At 73.0% G+C, this 15,378-nt stretch carries 20 protein-coding genes; 17 read left to right on the top strand and 3 right to left on the bottom strand.

The window, feature by feature from the left end; all coding sequences use genetic code 11:
* Positions 1-12 precede the first annotated feature (12 nt).
* The 5 genes from selA (at position 13) to E1182_RS06045 (ending at position 4,881) form a co-directional block, all read left to right on the top strand.
* Positions 13-1,311 carry an L-seryl-tRNA(Sec) selenium transferase gene (gene selA, locus E1182_RS06065; protein WP_132261770.1) on the top strand — a complete coding sequence of 433 codons (1,299 nt, stop codon included), beginning with the start codon at positions 13-15 and terminating at the stop codon, positions 1,309-1,311.
* Between the two features lies 1 nt (position 1,312).
* Positions 1,313-3,145 (top strand): selenocysteine-specific translation elongation factor, encoded by a 1,833-nt coding sequence (gene selB, locus E1182_RS06060; protein ID WP_132261768.1) that lies wholly within the window; start codon positions 1,313-1,315, stop codon positions 3,143-3,145.
* 4 nt (positions 3,146-3,149) lie between these two features.
* Positions 3,150-3,347, top strand: coding sequence for a hypothetical protein (locus E1182_RS06055; RefSeq protein WP_109944258.1), 198 nt, complete (start codon positions 3,150-3,152; stop codon positions 3,345-3,347).
* A 15-nt stretch (positions 3,348-3,362) separates the two neighbouring features.
* A complete protein-coding gene (locus tag E1182_RS06050; protein ID WP_132261765.1) occupies positions 3,363-4,643 on the top strand; it encodes a hemolysin family protein in 1,281 nt (426 codons plus the stop codon).
* A gap of 67 nt (positions 4,644-4,710) precedes the next feature.
* Positions 4,711-4,881 carry an amidophosphoribosyltransferase gene (locus E1182_RS06045; protein WP_132261762.1) on the top strand — a complete coding sequence of 57 codons (171 nt, stop codon included), beginning with the start codon at positions 4,711-4,713 and terminating at the stop codon, positions 4,879-4,881.
* On the opposite strand, the gene E1182_RS06040 is transcribed toward E1182_RS06045, so the two are convergent.
* Positions 4,874-5,527, bottom strand: a complete 654-nt coding sequence (locus tag E1182_RS06040) for a hypothetical protein (RefSeq protein ID WP_132261759.1) — start codon at positions 5,525-5,527, stop codon at positions 4,874-4,876. The genes E1182_RS06045 and E1182_RS06040 overlap by 8 nt on opposite strands.
* Before the next feature lie 127 nt (positions 5,528-5,654).
* On the opposite strand from E1182_RS06040, the gene E1182_RS06035 reads away from it, so the two are divergent.
* Positions 5,655-5,861: a hypothetical protein gene (locus E1182_RS06035; protein WP_132261756.1), complete on the top strand. Its 207-nt coding sequence runs from the start codon at positions 5,655-5,657 to the stop codon at positions 5,859-5,861.
* Positions 5,862-5,939: 78 nt separating this feature from the next.
* On the opposite strand, the gene E1182_RS06030 is transcribed toward E1182_RS06035, so the two are convergent.
* Positions 5,940-6,149: a phosphatidylethanolamine-binding protein gene (locus E1182_RS06030; protein WP_132261753.1), complete on the bottom strand. Its 210-nt coding sequence runs from the start codon at positions 6,147-6,149 to the stop codon at positions 5,940-5,942.
* Positions 6,150-6,224: 75 nt separating this feature from the next.
* On the bottom strand, positions 6,225-7,106 hold the full coding sequence (locus E1182_RS06025; protein WP_132261750.1) for a universal stress protein: 882 nt from the start codon (positions 7,104-7,106) through the stop codon (positions 6,225-6,227).
* 345 nt (positions 7,107-7,451) lie between these two features.
* On the opposite strand from E1182_RS06025, the gene E1182_RS06020 reads away from it, so the two are divergent.
* The 11 genes from E1182_RS06020 to E1182_RS05970 form a co-directional block, all read left to right on the top strand.
* Complete coding sequence (locus E1182_RS06020; RefSeq protein WP_132261747.1) at positions 7,452-8,630, top strand: PP2C family protein-serine/threonine phosphatase; 1,179 nt, start codon at positions 7,452-7,454, stop codon at positions 8,628-8,630.
* A gap of 45 nt (positions 8,631-8,675) precedes the next feature.
* Positions 8,676-9,140: a MarR family winged helix-turn-helix transcriptional regulator gene (locus tag E1182_RS06015; RefSeq protein ID WP_132261745.1), complete on the top strand. Its 465-nt coding sequence runs from the start codon at positions 8,676-8,678 to the stop codon at positions 9,138-9,140.
* Positions 9,141-9,419: 279 nt separating this feature from the next.
* Positions 9,420-10,061: a CDP-alcohol phosphatidyltransferase family protein gene (locus E1182_RS06010; RefSeq protein WP_132261742.1), complete on the top strand. Its 642-nt coding sequence runs from the start codon at positions 9,420-9,422 to the stop codon at positions 10,059-10,061.
* Positions 10,058-11,005 (top strand): DUF881 domain-containing protein, encoded by a 948-nt coding sequence (locus E1182_RS06005; protein ID WP_132261740.1) that lies wholly within the window; start codon positions 10,058-10,060, stop codon positions 11,003-11,005. Before E1182_RS06010 ends, E1182_RS06005 begins: the two co-directional genes overlap by 4 nt.
* Positions 11,002-11,334 (top strand): small basic family protein, encoded by a 333-nt coding sequence (locus E1182_RS06000; protein ID WP_132261737.1) that lies wholly within the window; start codon positions 11,002-11,004, stop codon positions 11,332-11,334. Before E1182_RS06005 ends, E1182_RS06000 begins: the two co-directional genes overlap by 4 nt.
* Positions 11,335-11,344: 10 nt before the next feature.
* Positions 11,345-12,262, top strand: coding sequence for a DUF881 domain-containing protein (locus E1182_RS05995; protein WP_132261735.1), 918 nt, complete (start codon positions 11,345-11,347; stop codon positions 12,260-12,262).
* 57 nt (positions 12,263-12,319) lie between these two features.
* Positions 12,320-12,700, top strand: coding sequence for a glycine cleavage system protein GcvH (gcvH, locus tag E1182_RS05990; protein ID WP_132261733.1), 381 nt, complete (start codon positions 12,320-12,322; stop codon positions 12,698-12,700).
* Between the two features lie 224 nt (positions 12,701-12,924).
* On the top strand, positions 12,925-13,377 hold the full coding sequence (locus E1182_RS05985; protein WP_088962138.1) for an FHA domain-containing protein: 453 nt from the start codon (positions 12,925-12,927) through the stop codon (positions 13,375-13,377).
* Positions 13,378-13,427: 50 nt separating this feature from the next.
* Complete coding sequence (locus E1182_RS05980) at positions 13,428-14,126, top strand: MerR family transcriptional regulator (protein WP_207921284.1); 699 nt, start codon at positions 13,428-13,430, stop codon at positions 14,124-14,126.
* A gap of 176 nt (positions 14,127-14,302) precedes the next feature.
* Complete coding sequence (locus tag E1182_RS05975; protein ID WP_132261839.1) at positions 14,303-14,767, top strand: bifunctional nuclease family protein; 465 nt, start codon at positions 14,303-14,305, stop codon at positions 14,765-14,767.
* A gap of 185 nt (positions 14,768-14,952) precedes the next feature.
* Positions 14,953-15,378 (top strand): MerR family transcriptional regulator (locus E1182_RS05970; protein WP_132261729.1); only part of this gene is annotated, 426 nt, incomplete at its 3' end.

Here is a 15,378-nt window from a genome sequence, read left to right as displayed (position 1 = left end):
GGGGCCACAGGGATGGGCGAGCCGGCGGCCGACCCACGGCGGCGGGTGCCGCGCACCGACACCCTGCTCGCCGATGCCCGGCTGGCCACCGCCGTCGCCACCCTCGGCCGGGACCGGGTCAAGGCCGCCGTCGTCGCCGCCCAGCACCGGGCCCGCCGCGGGGAGATCACCCCCGAGGAGGTGGCCGCCGCCACGCTGGCGGGGCTGCCCCCGCCGACGCCCCGGGCGGTGCTCAACGGCACCGGCGTCGTGCTGCACACCAACCTCGGCCGGGCACCGCTGTCGCCCGCCGCCGTGGCCGCGGTCGTCGCCGCGGCCGGGAACACCGACGTGGAACTGGACCTCGCCACCGGCCGGCGGGCCCGACGCGGCCGGGACGCCCTGGCCGCGCTCGCCGCCGCGGTGCCCGACGCCGCCGCCGTGCACGTGGTCAACAACGGCGCCGCCGCGCTGCTGCTCGCCGCCACCGTTCTCGCCGCCGGACGGGAGATCGTGATCAGCCGTGGTGAACTGGTCGAGATCGGCGACGGCTTCCGCCTGCCGGAGCTGCTGGAGAGCACCGGCGCCCGGCTGCGCGAGGTCGGCACCACCAACCGCACCACGCTGACCGACTACGCGCGGGCGGTCGGCCCGCACACCGGCTTCGTGCTCAAGGTGCACCCGGCCAACTTCGTCGTCACCGGCTTCACCTCCGCCGTGCCGGTGCGGGAGCTGGCCACCCTCGGCGTGCCGGTGGTCGCCGACATCGGCTCCGGCCTGCTCACCTGCGACCCGCTGCTGCCCGACGAGCCGGACGCCGCCACCACCCTGCGCGCCGGAGCGGCCCTGGTGACCGCCAGCGGCGACAAACTGCTCGGCGGCCCGCAGGCCGGGCTGCTGCTCGGTGACGCCGACCTGGTCGAACGGCTGCGTCGACACCCCATGGCCCGGGCGCTGCGGGTGGACAAGCTGACCCTGGCCGCGCTCGCCGCCACCCTGCACGCCCCCGACACCCCCACCCGGGCCGCCCTGCACGCCGACCCGGCCGCGCTGCGCGCCCGCGCCGAACGACTCCGCGACGCCCTGCGCGCCGACGGCTGCCCGGCCGAGGTGGTGCGAAGCGTCGCCGTGGTCGGCGGCGGCGGCGCGCCCGGCGTCGAACTGGAATCCTGGGCGGTGAGCCTGCCCGAGGCGTACGGCGCGCCGCTGCGCCACGGGGATCCGCCGGTGCTCGGCCGGGTGACGCGCGGCCGCCTCCTGCTGGACCTGCGCTGCGTGCCGGCCGCCGCGGACGACACGCTGCGCGTCGCGGTCCGCCGGGCGGCCGGCTGACATGCACGTCGTCGCCACCGCCGGCCACGTCGACCACGGCAAGTCCACCCTGGTGCGGGCGCTGACCGGGATGGAACCCGACCGGTGGGCCGAGGAACGCCGCCGGGGCATGACCATCGACCTCGGTTTCGCCTGGAGCACCCTGCCCTCCGGCACCACGGTCGCCTTCGTCGACGTACCCGGGCACGAGCGGTTCGTGCCGAACATGCTCGCCGGCGTCGGCCCGGTGCCCGCCGTGTTGATGGTGGTGGCCGCCGACGAGGGCTGGATGCCGCAGTCCGCCGAGCACCTGGCCGCGCTGGACGCGCTCGGGGTGTCGTACGGGCTGCTCGCGGTGACCCGCGCGGACCTGGCCGACCCGCGGCCGGCGATCGAGGCGGCGCGGGCCGAACTCGCGGGCACCTCACTCGGCGCGGTCGAGGCGGTCGCGGTCAGCGGCGTCACCGGCGCCGGTCTGCCGCACCTGCGCGCCGCCCTGGACCGGCTGATCGCCCGGCTGCCGCCGCCGGCGGTCCACGCCCCGGTGCGGCTCTGGGTGGACCGGTCGTTCACCATCCGGGGCAGCGGCACGGTGGTCACCGGCACCCTCGGCGGTGGCCGGCTGCGCGTCGGTGACCAGCTCGAACTCGCTGCCACCGGCGACCCGGTCCGGGTTCGTGGCCTGCACCGGCTGGGCGCGGCCCGGGACCGGGTCGAGGCGGTGGCCCGGGTGGCGGTCAACCTGCGCGGCGTGCCGAAGGACCGGCTGGCCCGGGGCGACACCCTGCTCACCCCCGGCCGGTTCCGGCTGACCGAGCTGCTCGACGGGCGGCTGGCCGGGGATCCGGCCAGCGACCTGCCCGCCACGCTCACCCTGCACGTCGGCTCGGCGGCCGTGCCGGTGCGGGTGCGCCCGCTGGGCGTGGACACCGTACGGCTGCGGCTGGCCCGGCCGCTGCCGCTGCTCATCGGTGACCGGGCGGTGCTGCGCGACCCGGGCCGGCATCACGTGTCCGGCGGGGTGACCGTGCTGGACGTGGATCCGCCGCCGCTGACCCGCCGCGGGGCTGCCGCCGCCCGCGCGCAGGTGCTGACCGGCCTGGACGGACGCGCGGACCTGGCCGGGGAGCTGCGCCGCCGCCGGCTGGCCCGGGCCACGGAACTGACCCGGATGGGCGTCCCGGTGACCGCCGACCCGGTGGCGGGGGACTGGCTCGCCGACCCGGAGTACTGGCGAGGGCTGGGCGACCGGCTCGTCGAGGAGGCCACCCGGTATGTCCACGCGCACCCGCTGGAGCCCGGGGTGCCGGTCGAGGCGCTGCGCCGGATGCTGGGTCTGCCCGACCGGGGGCTGGTCGAGGCCCTGGTGCGCCCGCCGCTGGCGCTGCGCGCCGGCCGGGTGACCGTCGGGCCGGTCGACACGCTGCCGGAGCCGGTGGCCCGGGCCGTGCGGCGCATCCACACCGAGTACGCCGACCACCCGTTCCGTGCCCCGGAGGCCGACCGCCTCGCCGCCCTCGGCCTGGGCCCGCGCGAACTCGGGGCGGCGGTACGCGCCGGCGCACTGCTGCGGCTCGCCGACACCGTGGTGCTGCTGCCCGGCGCCCTCGACCAGGCGGCCGAGGTGCTGGCGGCCCTGCCGCAGCCGTTCACGCTCAGCGCCGCCCGGCAGGCGCTGGACACCACCCGCCGGGTGGCCGTGCCGCTGCTGGAACTGCTGGACCGGCGTGGGGCCACCCGCCGGCTGCCCGACGACACCCGGCAGGTGCTCGCGCCGTCGCGTACCCCGCCCGAGGCCGGCGCGGGCGTTCGCGCCGAAGCCGCTCCGCCGGTGCCGCCACGTCGCCTACCGTGACGCCATGGACCCTTCGGCGGTCTGGCGGGACAAGAACCACCGCTGGCGGATCGAGGCGTACCGGGCGCCGGATCTCAGGTTCGCCATCTTCGCCACCAACGGCACCACCGAGTCCGCTCCGCTGTGGCTGTTCGGCATGGCGGCGTTGGCCCGCTGGCTGATGACCCACGCCATCTCCCTGGACGACCTGGAGAACGACTGACCGGAAAGGGGTGCGATGGGCGGTCAACTCGCGTTGGTGGCCGTGCTGGTGCTGGTCAACGCCGCTCTGTCGGGCAGCGAGATGGCGCTGGTGACGTTGCGCGAGGGGCAGTTGCGTCGGCTCGGCCGGGCCGGGCGGGCCGGGGCCCGGTTGACCCGGCTGTCCCGCGAGCCGAACCGCTACCTGGCGACCATCCAACTCGGCATCACCCTTGCCGGTTTCCTCGCCTCGGCGGCCGCGGCGGTCACGCTCGCCGAGCCACTGGTCGCTCCGTTGGGTTTCCTCGGCGCGCTCGCCCGTCCGGCGGCGGTGGTGCTGGTGACCGTGTTGCTCACCTTCGTCACCCTCGTCGCCGGGGAGCTGGTCCCGAAACGGCTGGCGATGCAGCGGGCGGAACGCTGGGCGCTGCTCAGCGCGCCGCCACTGGACCTGCTCGCCGGGTTGTCCCGCCCGGCGGTCTGGCTGCTCAGCCGCAGCACCGACCTGCTGGTCCGGCTCGCCGGTGGCGATCCCCGGGCCAGCCGCGCGGAGATGACCGAGGACGAGCTGCGGGAGACGCTGGTCAGCCAGCGGGGCCTGTCGGCACAGCAGCGGGAGATCCTCGCCGGAGCCTTCGACATCGCCGGGCGGACCCTGCGCGAGGTCCTAGTAACCCGCCGGCACGTCACCATGCTCCCGGCCGACCTGGCCCCGCCGGAGGCGATGCGGCGGCTCGCCGCCGCCGGCCGGTCCCGGGCGCCGGTGGTCGGCCCCGGCGGGCTGGACGACGTGTGCGGCGTGGTGCACATCCGGGACCTGGTCGGCGCTGGCGGAGACACCACCGGTCGGCGGGCCCGTCCGCCGGTGCTGCTGCCCGGCACGCTGCCGGTCGCCGAGGCGATGCGGCAGCTGCGCGAACGCCACGAACAGCTCGCCCTGGTGGTCGACGAGTACGGCGGAATCGACGGCCTGGTCACCATGGAGGATCTGCTGGAGGAGGTGGTGGGCGAACTGTACGACGAGACCGACCGCGACGTGCGCGGCGTGGTCCGGGAGGCCGGCGGGGCGTTGCTGCTGCCCGGGGACTTCCCGCTGCACGACCTGCCGGACGTCGGTGTCCGGCTGACCTTCCCCCTGTCGCGCGACTACACCACCGTCGCCGGACTGGTCCTGGCCGGCCTGGGGCGGTTGCCGGCCGGCGCGGGGGACACGGTGCGGCTGCCGGGGCTCACCGTCGAGGTGGTCGAGGTGGCCGACCGGGCGGTACGCCGGGTGCGGGTACGCGGTCCCGCCGTCACCGTCGACCCGGACGGGTGAGCGCCGCCGCGACCACCGACCGGGCCGCCCGATCGGGCGTACCGTCCGGGGCGTGAAGGACCGTGGCATGCGGACATTCCTGGCGGTGCTCGCCGGGCTCGCGGTGATCTACTTCGGGGTGACCGGGCGGGACTCCACCGCGGAGGGCGGCGGGGTCTCCGGCGGGATCGTGCTGCTCGCCGTGCTGGCCGCGCTGCTGGTCTGGCATCTCACCAAGCCGAGCCAGCCGGTCAAGTGACGCCGGCGGCGTGCCTGATCTCGTCGGCGGATTCGGCACCGAGCGCGACCCGGACCAGTGCCGAGGCGAACCGTCCGAACTCCGCCGCTCCGACCAGCTCGGCCAGCCGGCGTGGGTCGGCCGGTAGTCCCAGCCGCTTCGCCCCGGCCAGGCTCCGGCGGTCGGCGTACGGGCGCACGTCCGGCCAGACCGCCTGCACCTCGCGTAGGAAGATGTCCGCGCCGGTCGGGCCGACGCCGGGGAACTCGGTGAGCAGCGGCCGCAGCCGATCGGGCTGTCCGGCCGCCTCGCGGTGCATCCGCCGCAGGTCACCGTGCCAGCGGTCCAGGCAGAGCTCGGCACCGGTGCCGAGCATCGTCGCGGTCCGTTCGTCGTAGCGTCGGTAGTGTCCGCGGCCCAGGGCGTCGACCCGTTCCTGCCAGCTCGCCGCCCGCATCGCCCGGGGCGTCCGCCAGCCCGCGGCGAACAGTTCCCGGGCGGCGGCCACCGCCACCTGTGCCCGGATCCGGGTGCTGAGCAACGTGGCGAGCACCAGCAGTTGGTAGAGCGGGCCGGGCCGGTCGGCGAGGTGGATGCCGGCTTCCTCGGCGTACGTGCGGGCCTGCCGGTCCAGCAGCGCCCGGGCGAGTCGCTGTTGTTCACCCATCCGTCCGGACTACCCGCTGCGGGACGGGTCAGCTGGGCCGCTGGCGGCGAGCATGCCGGCCACACCGGTGGGTATCCGAAGCCGGTGCGTGGCCTCGCCGGTCGCGTCCCCACCCGGAAGGAGACACGTGGTGCAACCGCAGCAGGAGGAGTTCCGCCGTAACGACAAGGGAGCCACCAGCCAGGACAGCAAGGGCCCCCGGCCGACCGGCCATCCGCGTAACAAGACCCATTCGACCGGTGACCGCGGCCGGCCCGTCCCGAAGGGACAGGTCTCACCCTACGGCCCGGCCGGTGAGCCGGTGGCCGAGGACGACAGCGACGTGCCGGGCTGACGGCCTGCCGGCGATGGCGCGGCACGACGAGCAACGGCCGGCAGCCGCCGCGCCGTCGGCCCGCTGCGGCTCCCGTCCTCACTTCGGATCGCCGGGCTCGCGTTCACCCTTGGGGCCGAAGGTCCGGTCGCCCCGGGCCATGCCACGCTGTCCGCGATCCTCCTGGAGAATCCGGTTGGCGACCTGGTTCGCCTCCTGGTCGGCCGCCCGGCCGGACTGCTCGATGAGGTCGCGCAGCCGCGCTCGTTCCTTGTCGTAGGCGTTGCTTCCGGGCCGTGGTCCTGGCATCGCCGCCTCCCCTCGCCTCGCTGTCACCGTGTGCCGTACCCGGGCGGTCTACCCGTCTGGTCGCCCGCCAACCGCTCACTGCGGGGCGCGGACCACGGCGACCGGGCAGGCACTGTGGTGCAGCAGCCCGTGGCTGACGGAGCCGAGCAGCAGCCCGGTCAGCGCGCCGCGCCCCCGACCCCCGACCACCACCAGCGCCGCTCGCCGGGACGCCTCGACCAGCGTGGGCACCGGCCGGTCCCGGACCGTCTCCCGGGTGACCGGCAGGTCGGGGTGGCGTTGTGCGATGCCGGCGAGCGACTCGGTGAGCACCCGCTGTTCCTCGTCGCGCAGCGCGTCCTGGTCGTAGACCAGCGGCTGGATGTCGCCGGGGCGTGCCGGGGTCGGGTACCGGTACGCGTGCACCGCGTGCAGGGCGGTGCCACGGAACGCGGCCTCTTCGGCGGCGAAGTCCACGGCGAACCGGGACGGCGGCGAACCGTCGACGCCGACCACCACCGGCCCGTCGGGCCTCTCCTCGCCCCGGGCGACCAGCACCGGGCAGTCGGCGTACGTGGCGACCTGGACCGCGACCGAGCCCACCAGCAGGGCGGTGAATCCGCCCAGGCCCCGGTCGCCCAGCACGATCATCGCCGCGGTGGGGGTCTCGCCCAGCAGTACCGCCGACGCCTCGCCGTCGATGATCTCTCCGGTGGTGCGCAGCCCCGGGCGGGTCGCCTCCGCCTCGGCGACCGCCCGCGCCACCACGTCCTCGGCCTGCTGGCGCAGCCCGCTGCCGGGCGGGCCGGCGGTGGGCGGGCCGACCGGCACCCGCAGCAGTGGCCAGATGAAGGCGTGCACCACCCGCAGCGGGCGGCGTCGGAGGTCCGCCTCCACGGCGGCGAGCCGGACGGCCCGCAGCGCCGGCTCCGATCCGTCCACACCCACCACGACCGCCGCGCCGTCCGCCGAGTTCACGTCCGTCCACCCCCTGCCGGCCAGTATCGCCGTCGACCGGGTGTCGCCGGGCCGATACCGCCAGTACGGCACCGGTGGTTACGCTGACGGCCGGCGCTGGCCATGACGGGGCCGCAGTTCCGGATGCCCGGCCGGGAGGCTTTCCGGCCGCCGCTGCTCCGGTGGACGCCGGCCGCCGACGGTGTCGTCCCGGTGTCGCGGGGGCGGACGGGCGGCGAACCCGCGCCGGACGCGTTCTCCGGCGAGCCGGCCGTCAAGCCGGCGGCTGACCTGGCCGGTGCGTCGCCCGGTTGGCACCTCCGTATGATTCTTGCCCTACAGCAAGAATCCCTCGGAAGGACGAACATGCCGGATGCGTCCGCGGCGCTGTGCCGTGCGCTGCGCGCGGCCCCACCCGATCAGTTGGTGGAGGCCGTCGACCGGGTCGTACGGTCGCTGTGGGGCGCGTCGCGGGTGGACGTGTTCCTCGCCGACTACCGGATCAGCGGACTCTGGCCGGTGCTCGACCCGAAGCTGCCGGACGCCGGATTCCTCGCTTGCCAGGGCCAGGCGCAGCGCTGTTTCAGCAGCCAGCTGCCGGTCGTGGAGGCTCGGGACGACGGCCACTGCCGGCTCTGGGTGCCGGTCAGTGTCTGGGGTGAGCGGCTCGGGGTGTTGCTGGTCGAGCTGACCGCCCCGCCACAGGCCGACGTCGTCGCCCGACTCGCCGAGGTGGCCGGCGACCTGGCCACCTCGCTGCGCGCGGCGGACCGGGAGACCGACCGGTACCGGCGGGTGCGGCGCCGGGAGCGGTTGAGCATGGCCGCCGAGATGCAGTGGGATCTGCTGCCCGGGCGCAGCCTGCGGCACGAGGCGTTCCTGCTGGCCGGGCAGCTCGAACCGGCGTACACGGTGGGTGGTGACCACTTCGACTGGACGGTCGACGAGGGGTTGCTCACCCTCAGCGTGCTCAACGGCACCGGCGCCGGGATCGGCGCCGCCCTGCTGACCGCGCTGACCGTGAACGCGATGCGCAACGCCCGCCGCTCCGGGGGTGGCCTGGTGGAGCAGGCGGAGCTGGCCTCGGACACGATCTTCTACCAGCATCGTGGGCAGCGGCACGTGGCCACGCTGCTGCTGGCGGTGGAGGCCGCGAGCGGGCGGGTCCGCGCCGTGGACGCCGGTTCGCCGCATCTGCTGCGGCTGCGCGGCGCCACGGTGAGCCGGATCGAGCTGGAGCAGCAGCTGCCGTTGGGCATGTTCGCCGAGAGCCGGTACACGGTGCAGGAGTTCGACCTGGAGCCGGGGGACCGGCTGTTCGTGGTCAGCGACGGGGTGTACGCCGCGCAGCCGGGGGGCCAGGAGGCGTACGGCGAGCGGGCGATGGCGCGGTCGATGCGGTCGACGCGGTTGCAGCCGGCGACGGAGGCGGTTGGTACGGTGATGCGCGAACTGTTCGCCTACCATGCCGAGACGGATCTGCGTGACGACGCCGTCGTCGTCTGTCTGGATTGGCACGGGATTCACGGTCCGGGCGGGCGGTGAGACGGTGGGCCACGTACGAGCGGACAATCGCAGGGGACACAGCGGGTGGAGCGACCTCCGAATCTTGCGGCGGCGATCGACGCGGCGGCCGGGGCCCTGATCGGGGTGCTCGAGTCGGCTACCTCGCGGCATCATGTGACCGTTTCGCCGACCCAGTTGCGGGTGCTCTTCCTGATCACCGAGCGGCCGGAGACCAATGTGAACCGGCTGGCCGAGCTGTTGGACGTCGTACCGTCGTCGGCGAGCCGGCTCTGCGACCGGCTGGAGGCCACCGGCCTGCTGCGCCGGGTGGCCGATCCGCGCGACCGGCGGGAGGTCCGGTTGGTGCCCACCGCAGCGGCGCAGACCCTGCTGCGGGAGCTGAAGGAGCGCCGCCACCAGGCGGTGCAGGCGGTGCTGGACCGGATGCCGCAGCGGACCCAGCACGAGCTGTTGCTGGCCCTGATGGCGTTCGCGCAGGCGGCGGAGGTGGCAGCCGCACCCGCGGACGCGCCTGCCCGTACCGCGTGATCCATGTCGTTCCGCCCATCTACTAGCTTCCTAGGATGCCCTGGAGGCGGTGACGCAGCACACACCCCAGGGACGCAAACCGGCAGACCAGGCCGAAGGACATGAGGCCGATATAGTGGCTGCGCAACTCGCCGGTCGGGGCCACGGCCCACCACCGGCAACCAGGGGGAGGTCCCAGCCCGGGATCGCCGAGGCGCCGGTGTTGGCCGGCCCGTCAGCGCGCACGTCCCACCGAGGTGTCCCACCGGGCACCAGGTGTGTGCTGCGGAGGGAGGTTCGGTGTCGCGTCGCCCCGTTCGGGCGGAGTCCCCGCAGGACACGGGCGGGCTCGTGGTCGTCGGTGACCGGGTGCTGACCCTGCCGAATCTGATCAGCTTTGTCCGACTGCTCGGCGTGCCCCTGTTCCTCTATCTGTTCCTGGTGGTGCGGGCCGACGTACCGGCGCTGGTGGTGCTCGCGGTCGGCGGCACCACCGACTGGGTGGACGGTTGGGTCGCCCGGCGGCTGGGCCAGGTCAGCCGGCTCGGGGAGTTGCTGGATCCCTTCGCCGACCGGCTGTACATCCTGGCCACGTTGCTCGCCTTCACCGCCCGGGAGGTGGTGCCGTGGCAGTTCACCGCGGCGCTGCTGGCCCGGGAACTGCTGCTGCTGGGCTCGCTGGCGGTGCTGCGCCGGCACGGCTACGGTCCGCCGCCGGTGCACTACGTGGGCAAGACGGCGACCTTCCTGCTCCTTGCCGCCTTCCCGGTTCTGTTGCTGGCCGCCTCGGTCACGTCGGTGGCGACGGCCGCCTCGGCGATCGGCTGGGGGCTGGCCTGGTGGGGGCTGGTGTTCTACTGGGTGGCCGGCGCGATGTATGTGCTCCAGGCCGGCCGGCTGGTGCGTTCGGCGCGCGCCAGGTCCGGGGGAGGGGCGGCATGAGCGGCGGCCCGGACTCCGGCGGTCGTCCGCCGCGGACGTTCACGCCGGATTTCCTCACCGAACTGTTCCGCAATCCGTTGGATCCGGGATACGCCGACGCGGCGGCCCGGCGGCGGGAGTCGCCGTCGACGTCCGGGTGGCGTGCCGGTTGCGCGCGGTCGGTCAGCGTGCTGGTGGTGGTGGCGGTGGGATTCTTGTTCGCCGTGGCGTACCGGGAGACGCTCGCCGAGGAGCCGAGCCGTAGTCAGGCGCGGGCCGGGTTGATCGCGCAGATCAAGCAGCGGGAGGCGGAGACCGACGAGATGACCGTCCGCGCGGACCGGCTGCGGGAGGAGGTGAACCGGCACCGGGATGCGGCGCTGAGTGGTTCGCAGGCGGCCCGGTTGCGCAACCTGGAGGCGGGCACCGGTCTGGGCCGGGTGCGGGGGGACGGCGTGGTGGTGCGTCTGGTCGACGCGCCGCGGGAGGGTGACGCGGTGACCGGTGGCTCGGACGCGGGTCCGGACCGGGTGATCTACTCCGACCTGCAGAAGGTGGCCAACGACCTGTGGGCTGCGGGCGCGGAGGCGGTGGCGATCAACGGGCAGCGGTTGACGGCCACGTCGACGATCCGGTCGGCGGGTGCGGCGATCCTGGTGGACTTCCGGCCGGTGACGAGTCCGTACGAGGTGTCGGCGATCGGGCCGGGGTCGATGCGGGACAGGTTCGAGGAGAGCCGGTCGGCGTACCTGATGCGTCGGGTGGCGAAGCAGACGGGTCTGTCGTTCGAGGTGCGGGAGGTCGAGGATCTGGTGCTGCCGGCGGCGCCGGAGCCACGGCTACGCTACGCGGAGCCGTCGGTCGGTCCGAGCGCGTCGCCGTCGGGTTCGGCCGTGAACGGTTCGTCCAGTCCCGGGCCGCCGGTTCCGGGTACGTCGCTCAGTCCTTCCGGAGGTGTCCGATGATCGCGGTGCTGGCGTTGCTCGCCGGTGTGGTGCTGGGGATCTATCTGGATCCGACGGTGCCTGCCGCGTTGCAGCCGTACCTGCCGATCGCGGTGGTGGCCGCGTTGGACGCGGTGTTCGGCGGGGTGCGGGCGAAGTTGGACCGGATTTTCGATGACAAGCAGTTCGTGGTGTCGTTCATCTCGAACGTGCTGGTGGCGGGCCTGATTGTGTATGTGGGCGACCAGTTGGGGGTGGGCGGTCAGTTGTCCACGGGTGTGGTGGTCGTGCTGGGGGTGCGGATCTTCGGCAACGTGGCGGCGATTCGTCGTCACCTGTTCCGGGCGTAGGTTTGTGGGGATGGACGACGAGCAGCGCGAGACCGGGACGGGATGGCCGCAGCCGGCGGTGCCGGAGCCGGCGGGGGAGCCGGACCCGCGGCCGGAGGCGCCGGATCCGGATGAGATGAGCCCGTTGGCTCCGGTGGAGGAGCCGCGGGAGGGTGCCGGCGACGGCGACGGCGCCGCGGCGCCGTCGCCACCGACGCCGCGGGATGCCGAGCCGGTGCGGGCTGCTGCGGGCGGACGGGTCAGTTCGGCGGGCGTGATGATCGGGGTGCTGCTGGCGTTGCTCGGGTTCACCCTGGTGGTGCAGTTGCGGACGACGTCGACGGATCCGACGTTGGCGGCGACCCGGCAGGAGGACCTGGTGCGGATCTATTCGGATCTGGATTCCCGGGAGAAGCGGCTGCAGCAGGACATCGAGGCGCTGGAGGAGAGTCAGCGGCAGTTGCGCTCCGGTGAGCAGGGTCGGCAGGCGGCGTTGGATGAGGCGCGGCGGCGGGCGGACGAGTTGGGGATCCTGGCGGGGACGTTGCCGGCGCGGGGGCCCGGGTTGAGTGTGCGGTTCGTGGCGGGTGGCAAGCCGATCGCGGCGGAGCGGGTCCTGGACGCGGTGCAGGAGTTGCGGGGCGCGGGGGCGGAGGCGATGCAGATTTCCGGTGCGGGTGGGTCTCCGGTGCGGATCGTCGCGTCGACGTTCTTCCTGGACGGACCGGGCGGGTCTCTGGTGGTGGGTGGGCGGTCGTTGTCGGGTCCGTACACGATCACGGTGATCGGTGATCCGGCGACGATGGAGACGGCGTTGAAGATTCCGGGCGGGGTGGCCGCGACGGTTGCCGGTGACGGCGGTAACGTGATCGTCGAGGAGCGTGAGGTTGCCGAGGTTTCGGCGCTGCACGGGCCGTTGAAGCTGGAACACGCCCGTCCGGTCTCGTGACCGGCGCGGCTGGCGTCGGGCTTGTCCCGGTGCACCGATGGATGAAGGACGCGTCTGGTGATTCCTGAGGATCTGCGTTACACCGCCGAGCACGAGTGGGTGGTGGGTGCCGATGGCGGCAGGCTCCGTGTCGGTATCACTCATTTCGCCCAGGATGCGCTGGGTGACATCGTGTTCGTCCAGCTGCCGGAGGTGGGCGCGGTGGTCGCTGCCGGTGAGCCGCTGGGTGAGATCGAGTCGACCAAGAGCGTGTCGGAGATCTACGCGCCGGTGAGCGGTACGGTGGCGGCGCGGAACGAGTCGCTGGTTGACGCTCCTGAGGTGATCAACACGGATCCTTACGGTGCGGGTTGGTTGTTGGAGATCGCTGTGGATGATCCGTCGGTGGTGGACGGGCTGTTGACGGCTGGTGCGTATTGCGAGCTCACTGAGAGCTGAGTGTTGTCTGTGCCGGGCGTGGGGACGATGATGTTTCCGCGCGTCCGGTTGCCCTGCATTTCGGCGCTGGCTAGGCTCGCCCAGTCGACCGAGAATCCCCATAGTTGAGCGTTGTGTAATTGCCTTCCCTGGCACGGGGGAGCCAGCCGCCGGGTGTGCGACTGCCCGGCGGCCAGACCCGCCATTACCTTGACGCTGACCGAACTGATCCGTGAGGTGGTCCCATGACGCGCCCAGGCGACGAGTTCCCCCCGCTCGACGTCACTTCGACGCTCAATCTCGGTTCGTTGGACGAAGTGCTGGAGGGTCCGGATACGGATGTGGTGCCGAGCCGGATGTCCGGTTCGTTGCCGCCGGGGATGGCGCTGCTGGTGGTGCGGCGTGGCCCGAATGCGGGTGCCCGGTTCCTGCTGGATCATGATGTGACCACGAGTGGGCGGCATCCGGACAGTGACATTTTCCTCGATGACGTGACGGTGTCACGGCGGCACGCGGAGTTCCACCGGGATGGTGGGACGTTCACGGTGCGGGATGTGGGGAGCCTGAACGGCACCTACGTGAACCGGGAGCGGGTTGAGGCGGCTACGTTGAGCAACGGCGACGAGGTGCAGATCGGTAAGTTCCGGGTGGTGTTCATCGCCGGTCCGCGTCCGGAGGAGGAGGCCGGCCGGGGGTGAACGAGCCTGCGGCTTCCTCGCCGCCCGGGGCGGCCCGGTCGCATCCGCTGATGAGTATCGGTGAGGTGCTGGGTCAGTTGCGGGTGGAGTTCCCGGACGTCACGATCTCGAAGTTGCGGTTCCTGGAGGCCGAGGGGCTGGTGGAGCCGCAGCGGACGGCGGCGGGTTACCGGAAGTACAGCTGGGATGACGTGGCCCGGCTGCGGTTCGTGTTGACCGCGCAGCGGGATCAGTATCTGCCGCTGCGGGTGATCCGGGACCAGTTGGCGCAGTGGGATGCCGGTGATGAGCCGTCGGGTTGGCAGCGGCCGGCGTTGGTGGCGGTGGGTCCCGGTGGTGAGGTTCCGGGTCGGTCGGTGGAGGAGCCCGAGTCGTCGCAGGTGCGGCTCGGGCGGGCGGATCTGGTTGCGCGCAGCGGCATCGACGAGTCGACGTTGGGCGAGTTGGAGCGGCTGGGTGTGTTGGTGTCGGATCCGCCGGGCTGGTATGACGCGGACGCGTTGATCATCGCGCGGGCGGTGGCGGGTTTGGCGGCGTACGGGTTGGAGCCGCGGCATCTGCGGGGGTATCGGTCTGCCGCGGATCGCGAGGTGGGTTTGTTCGCGCAGTTGGTGACGCCGTTGGTGCGGCAGAGTGATCCGGCGGCGCGGGCGCGGGCGGCGGAGACGGCGCGGGAGTTGGTGGCGTTGTCGCAGCAGTTGCACGCGGCGTTGGTGCGGGTGGGGTTGCGGTCGACGTTGGGTCGGTGAGTCGGTGGTGTCGTGCGCGCAGATTTGCCCCGGGAAGCGTGTCGTAGGCTTGCCGGGGTAAGCCTTTTCTGGCGCGGACGTGTGGCTGGTGCGCATGGGGTGGCCGTGTCGCGGTCCGTGTACCGTGCAGGGATGGGCGCGGTGGGGGCTTGGATGACGACGACACGGAGGCGGCGGTGCGCGAGCTGAGCGTGGTCGGGGTTCGGGTGGAGCTGCCGAACAATCAGCCGATCGTCCTGCTCAGGGAGGTCGAGGGCGACCGCTATCTGCCGATCTGGATCGGTGCGGTGGAGGCTACGGCGATCGCCTACGAGCAGCAGGGGGTCAAGCCGGCCCGGCCGTTGACGCATGATTTGTTGCGGGATGTGTTGGCGGCGTTGAAGGCGCCGTTGCGTGCGGTGGAGATCACCGAGTTGAAGGAGAACGTCTTCTACGCGGATCTGCTGATCGGGGACGGGGTGCGGGTGTCGGCCCGGCCGAGTGACTCGATCGCGTTGGCGTTGCGGGTGGGGGCGCCGATTCGTTGTGCGGAGCAGGTCCTCAGTGAGGCGGGGATCGTGATTCCGGACGAGCAGGAGGACGAGGTGGAGAAGTTCCGCGAGTTCCTGGAGCAGGTGCGTCCGGAGGATTTCGCGGGCTGAGGTCGTCGCCGCGGTTCGACCAGCTCGTCACTTTCGGTGATGGTTTGCGGTGTGTCGTGTGGCTGCGCGGCGTGTCGCGGTTGTTCCTGCGGGGTAACACCTTGCTGCGTCGGTAGGGTTGCCTTGTCGAGGGGTGCACGTTTCTGGAAACGACGTGTCACCGCACTGACGGGGAGGTTGTCGGGATGCACGAGTCGCGGGATCCTGAGCCGGGCGCGCAGCCGGGTGAGCCGGGGGCGCTGGGCACGGACGGTGACGGTGTGGTGGGTTACCGGGGTGTGACGGCTTGTCACGCCGTGGGGATCAGTTACCGGCAGTTGGACTACTGGGCGCGGACGGCGCTGGTGGTGCCGAGTGTGCGGGACGCGTCGGGTTCGGGGACGCAGCGGTTGTACTCCTTCCGCGATCTGGTGGTGTTGAAGGTCGTGAAGCGGTTGTTGGATGCGGGGGTGTCCCTGCAGAACATCCGTAAGGCGATCGAGGCGTTGCGGTCGCGTGGAGTGGAGGATCTGGCGGGCATCACGTTGATCTCGGACGGGACGACGGTGTACGAGTGCCGGTCGCCGGAGGAGGTGGTCGACCTGTTGCAGGGTGGCCAGGGGGTGTTCGGT

The sequence above is a fragment of the Micromonospora sp. KC721 genome, from assembly GCF_004348355.1.
In the GTDB taxonomy this organism is placed as follows: Bacteria; Actinomycetota; Actinomycetes; order Mycobacteriales; family Micromonosporaceae; genus Micromonospora.
Note: the sequence above shows the minus strand (reverse complement) of the source record. Positions and strands in the feature narration are given on the sequence as shown.